Origin of the sequence: Kitasatospora sp. NPDC051853, from assembly GCF_044452665.1 — a bacterium.
In the GTDB taxonomy this organism is placed as follows: domain Bacteria; phylum Actinomycetota; class Actinomycetes; order Streptomycetales; family Streptomycetaceae; genus Kitasatospora.
Genome location: NZ_JBITBY010000005.1, coordinates 529,803 through 547,002, shown reverse-complemented (window position 1 = coordinate 547,002; position 17,200 = coordinate 529,803). Strand labels below are relative to the sequence as shown.

16 protein-coding genes are annotated in these 17,200 nt (G+C 73.3%); 6 read left to right on the top strand and 10 right to left on the bottom strand.

The window, feature by feature from the left end; all coding sequences use genetic code 11:
- Positions 1-14: 14 nt before the first annotated feature.
- The 4 genes from ACIA8O_RS17950 to ACIA8O_RS17935 all read left to right on the top strand — a co-directional run bounded on the left by ACIA8O_RS17950 (position 15) and on the right by ACIA8O_RS17935 (position 6,632).
- Positions 15-4,202: a glycoside hydrolase family 38 C-terminal domain-containing protein gene (locus ACIA8O_RS17950; protein WP_396294804.1), complete on the top strand. Its 4,188-nt coding sequence runs from the start codon at positions 15-17 to the stop codon at positions 4,200-4,202.
- Positions 4,199-4,882, top strand: a complete 684-nt coding sequence (locus tag ACIA8O_RS17945) for a hypothetical protein (protein ID WP_396294803.1) — start codon at positions 4,199-4,201, stop codon at positions 4,880-4,882. Before ACIA8O_RS17950 ends, ACIA8O_RS17945 begins: the two co-directional genes overlap by 4 nt.
- A 110-nt stretch (positions 4,883-4,992) precedes the next feature.
- On the top strand, positions 4,993-5,475 hold the full coding sequence (locus ACIA8O_RS17940; protein WP_396294802.1) for a hypothetical protein: 483 nt from the start codon (positions 4,993-4,995) through the stop codon (positions 5,473-5,475).
- 194 nt (positions 5,476-5,669) lie between these two features.
- A complete protein-coding gene (locus ACIA8O_RS17935) occupies positions 5,670-6,632 on the top strand; it encodes a hypothetical protein (protein WP_396294801.1) in 963 nt (320 codons plus the stop codon).
- Positions 6,633-6,722: 90 nt separating this feature from the next.
- On the opposite strand, the gene ACIA8O_RS17930 is transcribed toward ACIA8O_RS17935, so the two are convergent.
- Together ACIA8O_RS17930 and ACIA8O_RS17925 are read right to left on the bottom strand one after the other, a co-directional pair.
- Positions 6,723-7,385 carry a hypothetical protein gene (locus tag ACIA8O_RS17930; protein WP_396294800.1) on the bottom strand — a complete coding sequence of 221 codons (663 nt, stop codon included), beginning with the start codon at positions 7,383-7,385 and terminating at the stop codon, positions 6,723-6,725.
- Between the two features lie 480 nt (positions 7,386-7,865).
- Positions 7,866-8,771: a serine hydrolase gene (locus tag ACIA8O_RS17925; RefSeq protein WP_396294799.1), complete on the bottom strand. Its 906-nt coding sequence runs from the start codon at positions 8,769-8,771 to the stop codon at positions 7,866-7,868.
- A gap of 186 nt (positions 8,772-8,957) precedes the next feature.
- On the opposite strand from ACIA8O_RS17925, the gene ACIA8O_RS17920 reads away from it, so the two are divergent.
- The gene (locus tag ACIA8O_RS17920; protein WP_396294840.1) at positions 8,958-9,752 is read left to right on the top strand and encodes a TIGR04222 domain-containing membrane protein; all 795 of its coding nucleotides are present in this window, start codon (positions 8,958-8,960) and stop codon (positions 9,750-9,752) included.
- Positions 9,753-9,837: 85 nt separating this feature from the next.
- Here ACIA8O_RS17920 and ACIA8O_RS17915 read toward each other — a convergent pair whose 3' ends face one another.
- The 8 genes from ACIA8O_RS17915 to ACIA8O_RS17880 form a co-directional block, all read right to left on the bottom strand.
- Entirely contained in the window at positions 9,838-10,107 is a 270-nt protein-coding gene (locus ACIA8O_RS17915; protein ID WP_396294798.1) for a DUF6253 family protein, read from the bottom strand.
- Complete coding sequence (locus tag ACIA8O_RS17910; RefSeq protein WP_396294796.1) at positions 10,104-10,913, bottom strand: maleate cis-trans isomerase; 810 nt, start codon at positions 10,911-10,913, stop codon at positions 10,104-10,106. The genes ACIA8O_RS17915 and ACIA8O_RS17910 overlap by 4 nt, the downstream gene beginning before the upstream one ends.
- Before the next feature lie 12 nt (positions 10,914-10,925).
- On the bottom strand, positions 10,926-11,606 hold the full coding sequence (locus ACIA8O_RS17905; RefSeq protein WP_396294795.1) for a transglutaminase family protein: 681 nt from the start codon (positions 11,604-11,606) through the stop codon (positions 10,926-10,928).
- A 41-nt stretch (positions 11,607-11,647) separates the two neighbouring features.
- Positions 11,648-12,766, bottom strand: coding sequence for an acyl-CoA dehydrogenase family protein (locus ACIA8O_RS17900; RefSeq protein WP_396294794.1), 1,119 nt, complete (start codon positions 12,764-12,766; stop codon positions 11,648-11,650).
- An 81-nt stretch (positions 12,767-12,847) separates the two neighbouring features.
- Complete coding sequence (locus tag ACIA8O_RS17895; RefSeq protein ID WP_396294792.1) at positions 12,848-13,222, bottom strand: ectoine synthase; 375 nt, start codon at positions 13,220-13,222, stop codon at positions 12,848-12,850.
- 76 nt (positions 13,223-13,298) lie between these two features.
- Positions 13,299-13,562: an acyl carrier protein gene (locus ACIA8O_RS17890; protein WP_396294791.1), complete on the bottom strand. Its 264-nt coding sequence runs from the start codon at positions 13,560-13,562 to the stop codon at positions 13,299-13,301.
- On the bottom strand, positions 13,559-15,028 hold the full coding sequence (locus tag ACIA8O_RS17885; protein ID WP_396294790.1) for an AMP-binding protein: 1,470 nt from the start codon (positions 15,026-15,028) through the stop codon (positions 13,559-13,561). Before ACIA8O_RS17885 ends, ACIA8O_RS17890 begins: the two co-directional genes overlap by 4 nt.
- 215 nt (positions 15,029-15,243) lie before the next feature.
- Positions 15,244-15,693 carry a MarR family winged helix-turn-helix transcriptional regulator gene (locus ACIA8O_RS17880; RefSeq protein WP_396294788.1) on the bottom strand — a complete coding sequence of 150 codons (450 nt, stop codon included), beginning with the start codon at positions 15,691-15,693 and terminating at the stop codon, positions 15,244-15,246.
- A 260-nt stretch (positions 15,694-15,953) separates the two neighbouring features.
- On the opposite strand from ACIA8O_RS17880, the gene ACIA8O_RS17875 reads away from it, so the two are divergent.
- The gene (locus ACIA8O_RS17875; RefSeq protein ID WP_396294786.1) at positions 15,954-17,084 is read left to right on the top strand and encodes an IS701 family transposase; all 1,131 of its coding nucleotides are present in this window, start codon (positions 15,954-15,956) and stop codon (positions 17,082-17,084) included.
- The last annotated feature ends 116 nt before the right edge of the window (positions 17,085-17,200 follow it).

The window sequence follows — 17,200 nt, the reverse complement described above, 5'->3', positions numbered from 1 at the left end:
AGAGGACCAGCCCCGTGCCGGTCAGCATCACCGCCGTCGAGTCCACCGACCTGTTCACCGGCACCGCCGAGGCCCCGCGCCAGCTCCTGCGGGTCACCCTGGACGGGCCGCCCGCCGTGGTCACCGTGACCGGGCCTGGGGTCGAGGGCGCCGCGGCCGGCACGGGGACGGTCGAGGTCCCGCTCGACCTCACCGCCTTCCCGGCGGGAACCGAACTCCCGGTCACCGTACGGGCCGGAGAGGCCTCGGTGACCACCACGGTGGAGGTCGCCGAGCCCGGCTGGACCATGTACATGGTCTCGCACTTCCACTACGACCCGGTCTGGTGGAACACCCAGGCCGCCTACACCTCCCCCTGGGAGCTGCTCGCCGGGGACGCCACCACCCGCCCCCTCTGGGAGCGCAACGGCTTCGCCCTGATGGAGGCCCACCTCGAACTCGCCCTGCGCGACCCGGACTACCGCTTCGTGCTGGCCGAGGTCGACTACCTCAAGCCCTACTTCGACCTCCACCCCGAGCGCCGCGCCGAGCTGCGGCAACTGCTGGCGGAGGGCCGGGTCGAGCTGGTCGGCGGCACCTACAACGAGCCCAACACCAACCTCACCGGCGCCGAGACCACCATCCGCAACGTCCTCTACGGCATCGGCTACCAGCGCGACGTCCTCGGCGGCGACCCGCGCACCGCCTGGCAGTTGGACGTCTTCGGCCACGACCCGCAGTTCCCCGGGCTGCTCGCCGAGGCCGGGCTCACCGGCAGCGCCTGGGCCCGCGGGCCGTTCCACCAGTGGGGGCCGATCCAGAAGAACTTCAAGGAGGCCAAGGACGACGCCACGGTGATGCAGTTCCCCAGCGAGTTCGAGTGGCTCTCGCCCTCGGGCCGCGGCGTGCTCACCCACTACATGCCGCACCACTACTCGGCCGGCTGGTGGATGGACAGCTCGCCCGACCTGGCCGCCGCCGAGCGGGCGGTGTACGAGCTCTACCGCAAGCTCAAGCCCGTCGGCGCGACCAGGAACCTGCTGCTGCCGGTCGGCACCGACTACACCCCGCCCAACAAGTGGGTCACCGAGATCCACCGCTCCTGGGCCGCCAAGTACCTCTGGCCGCGCTTCGTCTGCGGCACCCCGCGCGACTTCCTGGACGCCGTCCGCGCCGAACTCGCCGCCACCGGAAGGACCTTGAGCCCGCAGAGCCGGGACATGAACCCGGTCTACACCGGCAAGGACGTCTCCTACATCGACACCAAGCAGGCCCAGCGGGCCGGCGAGACGGCCGCCCTGGACGCCGAGAAGCTCGCCACCCTGGCCGCCCTCCAGGGCCTGGGCCGCTACCCCGCCGCCGCCCTGGACAAGGTCTGGCGCCACCTCGCCTACGGCGCGCACCACGACGCCGTCACCGGCTCCGAGTCCGACCAGGTCTACCTGGACCTGTCCGGGGGCTGGCGGGAGGCGCACGACCTGGCCGCCGGGGTGCGGGACACGGCCCTGGCCGCCCTCACCGGGGCGGTCGACACCCGGGGCGAGGGGCTGGCCGTGCTGGTCACCAACACGCTCTCCTTCGACCGCTCCGGCGTGCTGCGGGTCCCGCTGCCGGAGGGCGTGACCGGCGGGCGCCTGGTGGCGGAGGACGGCGGCGCCGAGCTGCCCTGCGCCGTCCGGGACGGCGAGCTCTGGTTCCGGGCCGAGCGGGTCCCGGCACTCGGCTGGCGCACCTGGCGGCTGCTGCCCGGCCCGCAGGCCCCGGCGCTCTGGTCGGAGGCCGAGGGCCGTTCGGCCGCGAACGCGCGGTACCGGGTGACCGCCGACCCGGCGCGCGGCGGGGCCCTGAGCAGCGTCCGGGACCTGCTGCACGACCGCGAGCTGCTCCAACCCGGCCGCCCCGGGAACGAACTGAGGGTCTACCAGGAGTACCCGCAGCACCCCGACTTCGGCGAGGGCCCCTGGCACCTGCTGCCCAAGGGCCCGGTGACCGGCTCCGCCGAGCACCCCGCCGAGGTGCGGCGCGAGACCGGACCGCTGGGGGAGCGCCTGGTGGTCACCGGGGAGGTCGACGGCCTGACCCACCGGCAGACCGTCACCCTCTGGGCGGGCGAGGACCGGATCGACTTCCGCACCACCGTGGTCGACCATCGCGGCGCCGACCGCCTGCTCCGGGTCCGCTTCCCGGTCGACCTGCCCGGCACCCTGCCGGTCAGCGAGGTGGCCGACGCCGTGATCGGCCGCGGCTTCGCCCTGCCGGACGTGGACGTGGCCGAGGCGCCGTGGACGCTCGACAACCCCGCCAACACCTGGTTCGGCCTCGGCTCCACCGCCCGGGTGCGGCTCACCGCCCCGGACGGCTCGGCCCTGGGGGAGCGGGCGGTCGGAGTGGCCGAGGTGGTCGTCCCCTCACTCGAACGGGCCGGTGAGTCACGGGAGTTGGTGATCGCACTGGCCCGCTGCGGGGTCACCGCGACCACCGCCGGCGCCGACTGGGCGCGCTACGGCTGGCTGGAGGTGGACTCCAACCTCCCGGACGTCCGGATCGTCCTCGGCGGCCCCGAGGCCAACCCACTGGCCCGGGAGCTGCTGGACGGGGCCGGGAGCGGGTACGCGGAGGTACTGGCCGCGCACGGCCGGGTCTGGGTGCCCGCGCACAAGCCGCTGCGCGAGGCCTGGCAGCCCAACGCCGACCTGCGCGGCCTGCGCGCCCTGCCCGCCCTGATCCTGGCCGACCCCGCCTCGGTGCCACTCGACGGCGCGGTGATCGAGGCCGTCAGCCCCGACGGACCGCTGCCCGAGGCCGAGCACCTCACCGACCACACCGTGGCCCTGCTCAACCGCGGCATGCCCGGCTTCGCGGTGGACCCGACCGGCGCCCTGCACCTCTCCCTGCTGCGCTCCTGCACCGGCTGGCCCTCCGGCGTCTGGATCGACCCGCCCCGGCGCACCGCCCCGGACGGCTCCTCCTTCCAACTCCAGCACTGGACCCACCACTTCGACTACGCCCTGGTCTCCGGCGAGGGCGACTGGCGGGCCCTCCACCTCCCCTCCCAGGGGCAGGAGTTCAACCACCCGCTGCTGCCCACCGTGCTCCCGGCCCGGGCGGGCACCCTGCCCGCCCACCACTCCTGGCTGCGGGTCGAACCGCAGCGCGAGGTGCGGCTCGGCACCCTCAAGCCGACCGGGAACCCGCACGCCCACGGCTCGGCCGCGCCCGCCGACCCGGCGGCCGGGGTCACGCTGCGCCTGGTCGAGTCCACCGGCCTCGGCCGGCGGGCCACCCTCTCCGGCGCACTCACCCTGGCCGAGCCGCACCGGGCCGACCTGCTGGAACGCCCGCTCACCCCGGCTGCCCTGCCCCTGCTCCTCGACGGTTCCGAGATCGCCACCCTGACGGCCCGTCCGGCCGCCGCCGCTCCCGGCGGCCCTCCGCTCGGCCCGGTCGCGGAGGCGGCCCAACCCGTCCACTCCCGCTACTGGCTGCACAACCGGGGCCCCGCCCCGCTCGGCTACCTCCCGGTCTCGGTCGGCCTGACGCCCGGCCTGGCCCCGGTCACGGACGGCGCCCCGGTCGAGCTCTCCGCCGTGCTCGCCTCCCAGCTGGTGGACGCCGAGGTGGAGGGCACCGCCGAGGTGATCCCCCCGGACGGCTGGCAGGCCACCCCGCGCCGCCGCCCGTACCGCCTCGCCGCCTCCGGCCACCTCCGCTTCCCGGTCACCCTCACCCCGCCCGCCGACGCCGCGCCCGGCCTGTACTTCGCGGCGGTCCGGACCGAGCACCAAAGTCAACTCGTCGAGGACGTCTGCACGGTGGCCGTCGGCGTCGAGCCGCCCGCACCCGGCCCGCTGCCCGAGGACTTCTCTCTGATCGAGGGCACCACCGCCACCGAGGGCCGGGACACCGGGCTGACGGTGGACGTCGCCGCGGAGTCGGTACGGGTCGCCCCCGGCGGCCGGGCCGAGCTGGTGGTCCGGCTGGCCAACCGCACCCGGGGCGAGATCCGCGGCGAGCTCCAACTGGTCTCGCCCTGGGGCAGCTGGGAGCTGCTGCCCGACCCGGTGCGCGGCTTCCGGGTCGCGGCCGGCGCCGAGACCGAGGCGGTCTTCGCCGTCGTCGCGCCGCCCGGTGCCCCGCCCGGCACCTTCTGGGCCGTCACCAAGGTGATGTGGTACGGCCGTTGCCAGTACGCACCGACCGTCGAGGTGGTGGTGACCCCGTGAGCGCCCCCGGAGTCCTCGGCCTGCTGGACGGCCGGCCCCTGCCGCGCACCGGCCTGGACCGCCGCCTGGCGGCGCTGCGCTCCGGCCCGCGCGCCTCCGCCCTGCCCGCACCCGGCAGCGCCGAGGACCGCCAACTCACCCGCTGGGTGGCCCAGGTACTGCTCACCGAGGAGCTCTGCGCGGCCGTCGCCGCCGAGCGCGGCCTCGACCTCGCCGAACCCGGCCCCGTCCGGCTGGACCAGCGCGCGGCCGTGGAGCTGGGCTCCATCACCGCCGCCGCCTTCGAGGGCAGCCCCGCCGTCCGCGCGGTCTACACGGCGGTGACCGCCACCGTCACGGCCCCGCCCCCACCACCCCCGCACACAGCCCCGCCCCGCTGGCAACTCTCCACCCCGGACGGCGACTTCGAGGCGGACCCGGACACCCTCCCCACCGCCCTCGCCGCCGCCCTGCGCGCCGCCCCACCCGGCACCGAGGTCACCACCGACGGCTGGACCGCCACCCTGGTCGGCCTGCGCTCCCGCCCCGCCACCACCCCCACCGCCGACCCGCTCGGAGCCGCCCGCCGCCTCACCTTCGCCCGCTGGCTCGACCAGGCCCGGGCCACCCGCCTCACCCTCGTCCCCGGCCTGGAACACCCCGGCGACCCGGCCCAGCCGGACAACCACCACCGCCACTGACCCGCCGGGTTCCGGACCGCCAATCACCGGACAGGGGACGGAGGTTGGTGGGTGGGGCTGTTCTATGATTCGTCTGTACGCAGTCAAGCGGATGGACCGAAGGAGGAACGGTGCTGACGGAGGCTCTGGCGGCCTTGGCCGCAGCCGGGGGCGCGGCGGTGGTGCAGGCCGCTGTCACCGATGCGTGGACCGGGACGAGGGCACGGGTGGCCGGATGGTTCGGCCGATCGGACGGCACTCGGGTTCCGGGTGAGCTCGAACTCCTCGACGAGACCGCGCGGTTGCTGGGCGAGGCAGTGCCCGAGCAGCTCACCGAAGTGACCGCCCGCCAGGAGGCACTCTGGCGGGCCCGGTTCGAGGCCGCACTGGCGGCGGTGCAGGACGCCGCCCAGCGCGAGCGGGCGGCGGAGGAGCTGAGGGCGCTGCTGGCCGGTACCCCGTCGGGTGACGGCGGTGTCTCCAGCGGCGACGGGAGCCTGTCGGTGGGCGGTGACGTCGAGATCCGCAGCATGCCGGGCTCGATCGCCGCCGGGGTGATCAACGGAGGCGCCGTGATCAACTCCCCTACCCGGCCGGAGCGGACGCAGGGCTGAACCGCTTCGGGAGCACCGGCCCCGTCACCATCAACGCCACCACGGTCCACGGCGGCATCCACCTCACCCCCAGACCCGATCCGCCCGGGCCCGCCCGGCCGACCGTGGTCCTCGGCATCACGCCCGACGGGGCACCCGCGTTCGCCCTGTCCTACGAGATGTCAGGAACGGCGCAGCGCAGGAGGATCCGACCGGTGGACGACTACCTGGACCGCGTGCACGCGGGCGAACTGCTGGAGGGCAGTTGGCGGAACCACCGGTGGCCGGTCCTGGATGTCAAGGTGGTCAACAACACCGCAGAAGCCGTGCTGCTCCACGAGGCGGTCCTGGAGGTCAGGTCCTCCGAGCCGGACCTGCGGGCCGTCCCGGTCCTCCAGTACGACGTGATGGACATCGTCCTGCGGAACGACGGTTGGGGACAGATGGAGGACTGCACCCTCACCTTCTCGCTCTTCGCCGCTCCGGGAGCGTCCCGGCCGGTCGGCGGTCCGTTCGTGCTGCGCTCCGCAGATCTCGTCGAGGGCACCGGGCGGAGCGGGCGGCGCCGTACGCAGTGGCCCGTGGCCGACGCCCTCCGGTCCTGCGGTGCCGACCCGGGAGCCATCAGGCACCTGGCCGGCCCGGCCGGTCGCTCGGCGAGTGGACGGGCGCAACTGGACGCCGCCCTCGGCACCTTCGCCGAACGGGGCCAGGCCTTCGTCGAGGGGATCCTCGAATACACCCACCCGGGCCCGGACGGCGCCCCGGTCCGTACGGCGAACCCGGTGCGGGGCCGTCTGGACCTGACCGACGACGGCTCGCCGAGGATCGGGGGCTACCTGCCGCCCGCCCACCGGTACTCGATGGTGCTCCCGTCCACCGGCAGCACCTACCGGGTCGCGGTGCCCCTCTCCCAGTTCGTGCAGAGCGGCGAGGCCGACCGCTTCCTCGTCACGATCGCCTCGGACCGCTCCGCCGTCCACGACTTCTCCCTGACCGTCAGGTACAACGAGCAGCAGGAGGTGGTGGTCGCCGAGCGGGTGCGGCTGGAGCTGTTCCTGCCCAGGTTGCTGGAGGCCGAGGCCCCCTCCCGTCGTCGGCGGGGCCCTGCGGTGGCCGGCCCGGCGGGGTGGCGGCGGTGGTGGCAGAGGCTGCGGCGAGGCGGCTCTTCGGGTTGACGGGATGCCCAGGAGGCCGGTGTGCGGCCCGGCGAAGCCCGACCTCCTCCGCAAGGGTGTGCTCCTCGCGTGCTGAACTCGCACCAGCCCCTACGGACCGTCGCCGGTCACCACGACGGGAGTCGAACCGCATGGGATGCCGTCCACGGTGAACAACAGGGACGTACGCCCGGGGCGAGCCGTGGCCGACCGCCGCACCTCGACCGACAGATGGATCCGGTGATCCGGTCGGCTGCTCGCCGTCTCGACCCCGGTGAAGACGAGCGCGCGGCCACCGGCCAGGGGTGTGCCGCGGCGGAAGAAGACGAAGCAGCTGTCCTCGTGATGGATCGCCAGGAGATGGGCATGCCCCGGCGAATCCTCCCGCCCCCAGGCCAGGTCGAGGTCAGGTGGAAGGGTCACGGTGACGGTCGACGGTTCGTCCGTCGCACCCGCCGGACTCCGGACCGTCACTCCCGGCTCGCCGTGGCGGCCACCGGGGACCAGGACGCTCTCCCACCCGTCGGAGGGTGACACCTCGAGCGACGGGCTCCGGCCGGGCGGCGCCGCGGTCCGCACCGGAGCGGAGGGGACGGACCGGCCGCCGACGACGAACTCGACGGCGCACTCGCCCGGGAAGACCACGTCGGCTCCGACCTGCACCGCGACGCGCAGTTCCACCACCGAGCCGGGCTCCCCGAGGTCCACCGCGTCGAAGGCCAGGGCGAGCCCGTCGGCCGAACGGCGCCCCTGGTAGGTGGCAACGCCCGACACGGTCAACTCCGGTGTCGCCCACTCCAGGCCCCGGCCGAACGGGAGCCTGACCTCCACCGGCTGCGGCCCCGTCGACCCGCCGTCACGTCCGACGGCCACCCGAACGGACGGATGGCCCGCCGGCCCGCCGGGCTCCAACTCCACGGGCCTCGCCCTGGTGGGTCTCGGCCTGGGGCGTCGCCGCGCCCCAGCGGGCACCGGCCGACGGCGCGACCCCCGGCCGATGCGAACCGCCTTGATCGGCACCCGCACTCCTCTCACTGACGGGCCGTCACGACGAGCGACGGCCGGGCCGTTATCTTCCCCCCGCCCCATCGCCCAAACGTCCCGCCCGAAGCGAGCCCGGGGGCTCCACCCTCGCCGTCCCCCTCGGATGTGAACCCGACCAACCGGCCGGTCGGACACCACCCGTGAAGGCCGACCGCCCGGAGCCGCGGGTGGTTCTCACGGGGTCCGCACCCCGCCCGGCGGCAACGGGCGTCAGGCGGCCCCGGTGAGGGCGGCGACGGCCAGGGCGGCGGACCGGCCGATGGCGGTGCTGATCGCGGCGTCGTCGGCGCCGGGGGCGGAGCGGGTGAAGACGGCGGCGGCGTAGTGGCGGCCGTCGGGGAGGGTGATCACGCCGACTTCGTTGCGGACGACGCCGAAGAGGCTGCCGCTCTTGGCGGCGACCCGGGTGGGTGGGCGGAAGCCGCTGCCGAGGCGGTGGCGGGTGAGCTGACGGGCCATCACCGAGCGGACCCGGGCGCAGGCGGCGGCGGGCCCGGCCCGGTCGGTCCAGATCAGGGTCAGCAGGCGGGCCATGTCGCGCGGGGTGGTGCGCAGCGGGGAGCGCGCCGGGTCCAGGGCGCGGGAGGCGAGCAGCAGCCGGTCGGCCTCGGTGTGCTGTTCGGGGGTGGCGGTGGGGGCCCAGTGCTGGAGGTCGGCCCAGTCGGCCCGGCCGAGGTCCTGTCCGACGGTGTCGAGCATGGTCCGCAGGTCGGTGTCGAGCACGGTGGAGGTGAGGCCGAGCCGTTCGGCGGTGGTGTTGACGGGGGCGGTGCCGATCCGGCGGAGCAGTTCGTCGGTGGCGGGGTTGTCGCTGATGGTGAGCATCAGCACCACCAGGTCCCGCAGGGAGAGTTCGGCGTCGTCGTCCAGGAGGGAGAGGCCGGTCGGGCCGTCGGTCCGTTCCCCGGCCCGCAGCACCACCCGCTCGCGCGGGTCGAGCCGGCCCTCGGCGAACCAGGTCTCCGCCTCCAACGCGATCTGCACCTTGCTCACCGAGGCCGCCACCACCGGCGCGTCGGCCTCGACCGCGAACTCGCCCTCCCCGTCGACCTCCAGGACGCACAGCGCGCCCGTGCACCCCGCCGCTTCGAACACCGCTCTAACCCGATCCGTCATGGCGCCGATTGTGCCGGAGCCGACTCGCCGGCGCCGTGAGGGGAGCAACTCGGCGATTCCTGGCAAGACGCGCGTGCGGCCGGCCCCGTCGCCGGGGGCCGCCTTGCCAGCGGGCCTCCGGCGCGCCCACACTGGCGGATCCCACCAAGTGGTCCTATCCCGGGGGTTGTTGTGCGGTTGTACCTGGTGCTCCTGGTCGCCTCCCTGGCTGTCGTCAGCCTCACCCGCTGGTGGATCCGCAGGGCGGTGGCGGAGCTGTACCGGGCCGAGCGGGAGAAGGAGGCCGAGGCCATCGGTGAACTGGACCTCTACCAACTGGCCCGGCTGGCCCAGACGGTGAAGCCGACCGTCCTGGTGGTGATGCACGAGCAGGGACGGCTGACGGCGTCCCCCGAGGGGACCGTCACGGTGACCGACCCGGTGCCCGGTGACGAGGTGGAGGCCGCCCTGATCGAGGCCGCGGGGCCGAGCCGCACGGTCAGGATCACCGCGGTGGCGGAGGCGGCGCTGATCCGGGGGGCGGATCGGGACGCCGAGTTGGTCCGCCGCGGGCTCTTGCTGGACCGGGCGCTGTACGAGCGGCTGGTCGGCCCCGGCGCAACCGTGGCCCGGGCGGTGGCCGTCCTGGTGCTGTTGTCCGCAGTGGTCTCGGCGTGGTGGTTGGCCGCTCGGGGTGAGGACCTCGCCCAGCCGCTGCTGCTGCACACGGTCCTGTTCGGCGTGGCGCTGCGCTCGGTCTTCCGGTGCGCGCCGGACTGGCGGTACCGAACCGCCCTGGGCGACCGGGCACTGGCGGAGGCCAGGGCCGACGCGGCGGGGGCGCCGTTGACGCGGGCGGTCGCCCTGCACGGCCTGTCCGCCCTGCCGGCGGGCCACGACCTGCTGCTCGCCACCGCGACCGCCGAGGCGGAGGACCGGCGCCGTTTCGATGAGCTCATGCAGCGCTACCGCGAGGCCTCCGAGCGCCGCGGCCGAGGCTAGGGGTCTCTCCTGCGACGACCCGTGGACCGGACCGGCCGGTGTGGACGGCTCGATCCGGTCCCACGTCGGATCGCCGGGCGCGGCACTAGGAGAGCCGGGCATCCGAGAGCGGGCGGACCGTCGCCAGCGTGGTGACCCCGGGGCCGGTCACCGGGGGGACCGTGCGGGTCTCGGAGCGGTCGGCGTAGCGGAGGAACTGCGGCAGCCGGTCCACCCGGCGCAGGTGACCCTTGATCAGGGCCAGCCCGTGCACGTGCTCGCCGTCCTCCCGCCAGCAGACCAGCGGGACGCGGTAGGTGTCGCCCTCGGGGGTGCCGAAGACGGCCTCGTAGGCCTGGGCGTCGAGCAGGCTCATGCCGCGCCGTCCTCGGGGGTGACGGAGAACAGGTGGCCGTAGTCGGTGACGGCGGCGGCCAGGTGGGCGGCGTCCGCGAGGTGCAGCGCGTGCCACATCAGCACCTGGTTGGCCGTCAGGACGGGGAAGCCGAGCTCCTCCTCCAGCGGCTTGACGGTGCCCACCGCGCGGATGCCGTTGCCGGCCACCAGGACGGCGTCGGGGCGGTGCGCGGCGACGGTGGTGCGGATCCAGGCGGAGAGGTTCTCCGGGGTGATCGCCTTCTGGTTCGAGGGCAGTCCGCACGGGCCGTGGTGGATCACCTGGTAGCCGAACTCCTCGAAGTAGTCGGCCCCTTGGGTGGAGAGCGCGTCGTCGAACCACGGCGGGTTGACGATCGCGATCCGGCGGGCGCCGAGCGCGTCGAAGGCGGCCCGGGCGGCCCTGGTGGTGCCGGTGATCGGCAGGCCGCGGGTGACCGGCAGCAGCCGCTCGTACAGCTGCTGCTCACCGGCGGCCTTGAGGGCGTACGAGGAGGAGGTGAACCCGAGGGTGAGGGCGTGCAGCGGCGAGGCGGCCAGCAGCTCCACCGCCTGGTCCAGGTAGGGGGCCCGGACGAAGGAGAGGATCGGGTCGTGCGGGATCTTCTCGTCCATCTCGCCGCCGGCCCGCATCGCGGCGAAGTGGATCCGCGAGCCGTGGATGGTCACCGACTCCGGTGCGAGCGCCTGGAGTTCGGCCTCGGGGCCGACGTCGGCGTGCGGGACGACGACGCCGATCCGGGTGGAGGCGTCCCAGCCGTCGACGGGCGGGGGAGTGCTGCTCATCGTCGGTCTCCTTCAGCGGGTGGGGGTGGCGGCCTCGTCGGCCAGCCGTCCGCCGGACACGGTGCCGGTGCCGGACTCGTCCAGGAACTTGGGGTGCTTGCGGCGCATGTTCGCCAGCACGAACTCGTAGGGCAGGTCGTCGAAGGCGCCGTGGTCGGTGAGGAACTCCATCGAGCCGCCGCCCTCGGCGGTCGGGTGGTAGAGGCTGTCGGTGCGGCCGTCGAACTCCAGTGGCTGCATGCCGTAGAGCTTGCAGAGCAGCTTGTTGAAGACCGGGGTGGCCTTGACCCACCTCCCCTCCAGGTGCACCTGGGTGAGGGAGTGGAAGAACACGTCGCTGCCGATGTGCTCCAGCAGCCGGGGCGAGGCCAGGTGGTTGCGCACGTCGCTGTAGAGCAGCCGGGAGGGGATGCCGACGGCCCGGACGGCGGCCGCGTAGAGCACCGACTTGTGCATGCAGAAGCCGGACCTGGTGGTCACGGTGTTCGAGGCGCGCAGGCCCTCGGGGGTCAGCGGGGCGCCGTAGACCTCGTAGAAGACGCCGTCACGGACGGCGTAGTAGAGCTCGACCGCCTTGGTGACCGGGTCGGCGGAGCGGTCCTTGACGGCGTGGTCGACGAAGGCCTGTACCTCCTCCGTCTGGTGGTCCAGGAAGGCGGTGGGGAGCGTGAGGTGGTCCAACTGCTCGGTCATGACGGGGAGTTCCTCTCGGAGGGCCCTCTCGGTGAGCTCTCTCAGAGCCCGAGAAGGGTGGCGATCCGGTTGCGCTGGATCTCGGAGGTGCCGGAGTAGATCGTCCCGGCGATCGAGTTGCGCAGGTCGCGCTCGATTCCGTACTCGGTGAGCACGCCGCGCCCGCCGTGGATCTGCACCGCGTCCAGCGCGGTCTGCAGGTTGGCCTCGGAGACCACGGTCTTGGTGACGGCCAGGTCGAGGGCGGAGTCCTCGTTGCGCTCCACCTTGGCGCCGGTGTCGGCCAGCCACTTGCGGGCGGTCTCGACCCGGATCTTCATGTCGGCGATCTTGTGGGAGACGGCCTGGTAGTCGCCGATCGGCCGGCCGAACTGGTGGCGCTCCTTGGCGAAGGCGACGGTGGTCTCCAGCCGCCTGGTCATCTCGCCCAGGGTGAGCGAGAAGCCGAACAGCACCTCGCGCTTCATCACGTGGTCCAGCACCAGGAAGCCGATGCCCTCCTGGCCGACCCGCTGACGGACCGGCACCCGCAGCTGATCGAAGGTCAGCGTGCCGACCGGGCTGGTGCGCAGGCCGATCTTGTCCATCGCGGGCCCGACGGTCAGGCCCGGGGTGCCGGCCTCCACCAGCAGGGTGGTGAGGCCGAACGGGCCGGGCTTCCCGGTGCGGACGTAGAGCAGGAAGAGGTCGGCCACGGGTGCGTTGGTGATGAACATCTTGCCGCCGTCGACCACGTAGTGGTCGCCCTCGCGGCGGGCGGTGGTGGTCAGGTTCATCGCGTCCGAGCCGCCGCCGGCCTCGGTGATCGCGTGCGCGGTGATCGCCTCGCCGGAGGCGATCCGGGGCAGGTGGTGCTCCTTCAACTCCGGGCTGCCGAAGCGTTGGAGCGGCACGCCGACCGAGACGATCTGGGTGGAGGCGGAGAACGAGAGCCCGGCGTCGTGCGAGACGTACCCGAGGCCCTCCAGGGCACGCATGGTGGCGGTCAGGCCGTGGCCCGCGCCGCCGTACCCGGTGGCGACGTGGGTGCGGAACAGGCCGCTCTCCCGGAGCGCCTTCCACTTGTCGTGCGGGAACTCCCCGGCCGCGTCCGCCGCCGCCAGGTCGGCGTTGAGTCGGTCCGCCCAGGGTGCGGTGAGCTGGTACAGGTCCTCGGTCACGTCGGGCTCCTCGGCTCCTCGGGTGGGTCGCGCGGCCCGGGCCCGCCGCCGGGGGTGCGGCGGGCCCGGGGGCGGGACGGATCAGTACTGCGAGAACCCGTCCTCGGAGAGGACGTGCTTCTCGGTGCCGACGATGGGCGGGTTGAAGATCGAGACCAGCAGCAGGTCCTCGTCGTCCGAGGCGATCAGGTAGTGCGGGTCGTGCTGGTCCAGGACGTAGATGGTGCCCTTGGTGATCTTGTGGCGGGTGCCGTCCTTCTCCACGACCTCGCCGGAGCCGCCGACGCAGTAGCAGGCCTCCAGGTGGTTGCGGTACTGCAGCGCGCTGGAGGTGCCCTTGCGCACCAGGGTGTCCGCGACGGCGAAGCCCATGCCGTCCGACTTGGTGAGCAGGCGGTGGCTGGTGCCGTTGCCCCACTCGACCGGGGCGATGTCATCGAGGCTGCGAACGAACATCTCTGTCTCTCCTCAGGGGAACTGCGGAAGGTGTTTCCGTGTGGGTGGTGGGGGTGCCGGTGGTGCTGGTGGTGCGTCAGACGGTGGCGGGGCGGTGCTCGAGGATCAGCGCCACCATCGAGTCGATGGTCCGGAAGTCGTCGGGGGTGAAGTCCAGCTCGTCGACCGGGAGTCGGTAGGTCTCGGTGAAGTGCGACAGCAGGCGCACCAGGCCCAGGCTGTGGAGCACCCCGGACTCGATCAGGTCGTAGTCGCCGGTCAGGTCCGAGGCGTCCTCGCCGGCCAGGAACTCGGCCGCGACGTAGGCGCGGACCTCGTCGGCCATCTCGGTGCTGCTCATGCTTCGCTCTCCTTCAGGCGGTCCTGCTTGATGAGGTTGCGGTCGGGCTTGCCCGTCGAGGTACGGGGCAGGGCGGTGCCGGTGACGTGCACCGAGCTGGGGATGGCGTGCCGGGGCAGGTGCCGCCCCAGGTGGGTGCGCAGCCGCAGCCCGGTGAGCGTGCTGCCGGGCCGGTGGGTGACGTGGGCGTGCAGGCGGACCCCGGCCTCCGGGTCGGGCAGCGGCACGACCACCGCCTCCGCGACGTCCGGGTGGGCGGCGATGACGTTCTCCACCTCCTGGAGGTTGGTGCGGATGCCGCGGACCTTGACGTGCCAGTCCGCGCGCCCCTCCAGGAAGTACCGGCCGTCGGTGCCCCGGCTGACGATGTCCCCGGTGCGGTAGAAGACCTTGCCGTCGAGCTCGGTGAAGGCCGCCGCGTTCAGCTCCCGGCGCAGGTAGCCGGTGGTCTGGAACGGTGTGGTGACCAGCAGTTCACCGCTGCCGGCGCCGGTGATCCGCCGGCCGTCCGGGGCCAGCACCAGGGCGTCGGTGCCGCGGACCGGCCGGCCGATCGGCATCGGGCCGGACAGGTCGGCGCGGTCCAGCCGGTGGATGAAGGAGTCGTTGGTCTCGGTGCACCCGAACACGTTGTGGAACGCCGCCCGGGGGAAGGCCGGGGCGGTCCGGCCGAGCAGCTCGGCCGGCATCCGGTCGCCGGTGAAGACCGCGTGCCGGACGGTCGGGAAGACCCCGGGCCGTTCGAGCAGCAGCCGGTACAGCATCGGCACGCCCTGCAGGAAGCTGACGCCGTGTCCGGCGACCAGGCCGGCCAGCTGCTCGCCCTCGGTGGAGCGCCGGCGGTCGACCAGGACCACGGTGGCGCCGAGCCGCAGGAAGGCCCAGACGTCCAGCAGGGCCAGGTCGAAGTTGAGCGGTGCGTAGGACAGGGCGGTGTCGTGGGCGGAGAGCCCGAACTCCTCGGTGGCCCAGTCGGCGAAGGACTCGAAGCCGTCCTGCCCGATCGGCACGATCTTCGGCGTGCCGGTGGAGCCGGAGGTGGTCAGCAGCAGCCTGGTCCGGGCCGGGTCCGGCGCCGTGAAGCCCGCGGCCTCCCGCTCGTCCGCCGCGACCGGGGCGGCGGTGAGGCCGCCGCTCTCCTCGGCGGTGAGCACCCGCACCGCCCGGGCCTGCCGGGCGAGGCGGTCGAGCACCTCGCCGCCGAGGTCGGGGGAGGGGGCCAGGGCGACGTGCCCCCGGCCGGCCAGGGCCAGCAGCAGGGCGACGGTGCGCGGCGTCTTGTGGGCCGGCACGCAGACGGTGCTGCCTTCCGGCAGTGCCAGCTGCGCCAGCTTCCTGCTCAACTCCTGTGTGAGATCGAGCAGTTGGCCGTAGGTCACGGCCTGGTCGTGGTGGTGGAGGGCGATCTGGTGGGGCCGAGTGCGGCCGTGGGAGGCGACGGTCTCGGCGAGGCGGGACGATGGCACGGCGGGATTCCTCGCAGTCGCAGCCTCCGGCAGCTGGTGTGCCGTCCGGCTGTTCGAATCGTGCGCTGTCGAGAGAAAAGTTAGCCGAGCAGGTACATGCTTGGTCAAGCATCCACTTGGCGAAGTGGTTGTGACGCGGGCCACTCAACTTGCACATGCAAATAAAAGACCCCGAACGCCGAAGCGTTCGGGGTCGGGGGCGCAGGGCCGGGCGGTCAGCCCTGGGCCGCGCGCAGCGCCTGGACCGTGGGGCCCAGCGCGGGGTCGGCGGTGAAGGTGTTCAGTGCGGAGGAGAGCACCTCCGCGTAGGTGGCCCTGGCCGCCTGGTAGCGCTGACGGCCCTCGTCGGTGATGACGGCGTAGACGCCCCGCTTGTCCGAGGGGCACAGGTCCTTGAAGGCGAAGCCGGCCGTCTCCAGGCGCCCGACCAGGCGCGTCACCGAGGACTGACCGAGGCCGACCTTGTCGGCCAGGTCCTGCATGCGCAGCTCGCTGGTGGCGGAGTGCTGGAGGTGCTCCAGGGAGCGGTACTCCGACAGTCCGATGCCGTGCCTGCGTTGCAGGGCCAGTGCCAACTCGCGCTCCACGTAGGTGTGCAGCGTCAGGACGCGGTTCCACACCGCGTGGTCGGAGGTGGGCAGGGACACGGGTGGAGAGTTCGCCATGGTGCCTCCCTTGGGGGTGCTGCGGTCCTGGCAAATGATACATGCTCATGCAAGTTTCCGGGCCGGTCGGTCGGTTTGCCGGTGCCGCGTGCTGACGGACCAGGTCCGGTACCTCATCGAAAAGGGGAGCTGCCGTCCATTCCGATGTGACGGAGTGGACGCGCTACTTTTCGCCGGTGGAAAACTGCGTGGACGTTCTTTACTGTGTGGGAAGCCCGAATTGACGCCGCGTTTCCGCAGTCACAGGAGGGATCGACGACATGAGCAGGCGGGATCCCGTCGCCCAGTTCACGGACCAACTGTTCGCCCACTTCCGCAGATCCGACCAGCGCAGGTGGGCGCACGCGTATGTGTACGGCCTCCTCGGTGCCTCCGGGAAGAAGTCCGTCCGCCGCCTGGCCGAGCTGGCCGGCGAGTCGCCCACCGCGGCGCAGGCGCTGCACCAGTTCGTCAACGAGAGCCCCTGGGGCTGGGAGCCGGTCCTCGACCGGCTGAGACAGTGGACCGAGGACCGGGCCAGACCCCTGGCCTGGACGGTCGCCCCGGTGGTCCTGCCCAAGCGCGGGGACAAGTCCTGCGGCGTGCACCGCCGTTTCGTCCCCGGCGCCGGACGGACCGTCAACTGCCAGGTGGGCACCGCCGTCTTCATGTCCACCGAGGCCGGTGACCTCCCAGTCGGCTGGCGGCTGCTGCTCCCCGAGTCCTGGACCACCGCGCCGCTGCGCGAGCAGGCCCGGATCCCGTCCGCCGTCGCGGCCACCACCGGGGAGGAGATCCTCCGGCTGGTGGACCTGACGGTGGGCCGCTCGCGCCACGGGTCCGTGCCGCTGGTGGTGGACCTCGACGGCTACCTGGACCCGGCGTTGATCGCCGAGGGGCTCAACCAACGGGGGCTGGAATTCGTGCTGGCCGTTCCGCACGGATTCGCGCTCGCCCCGCTGGACGTCCGCGCCTGCAATTCCGGCCGGGCGCTGATGCCCGCGGCCCGCATCCTCTCCGACTGCGGAGGGGGGGATCCGGCGGGGTCCGGCCGGGCGGGGGACCGGGGCGGCCTGGTGCAGGTGCCCGGGGTGACCGCGGCCGCCGGCCGGGCTCGGCTGCACCGGTTGTTCGCCCGGCCCGCGCTGCGCGCCAAGGAGCAGGACCAGCTCTGGATCACCAACATGGTGAACCGTCCGGCCGAGCAGCTGCTCGCCTGCGCGGAGCGCCGCACGGCCGCCGACGAGGCCGTGGCCAGGCTCCAACGGGGCTTCGGGTTAAGGGACTTCGAGGGGCGATCCTATCCGGGATGGCACCACCACATGGCCCTGGTCTCGGCGGCCTTCGCCTACAGCCGGCTCGCCGCCGCGCCCTCCGCAGGCGTCTCCACGGAAGCCCTGAGGGCCGCCTGAGCTCAGCGGTTGACAGGAAGATGCTTGCTCATGCAAGCTTTCTTCATCGCCAGGCCCCAGCGATGGGGCTCTGTGCGGATCTTGAATATGCAGATACATGCAAATGCTTCGGCTTC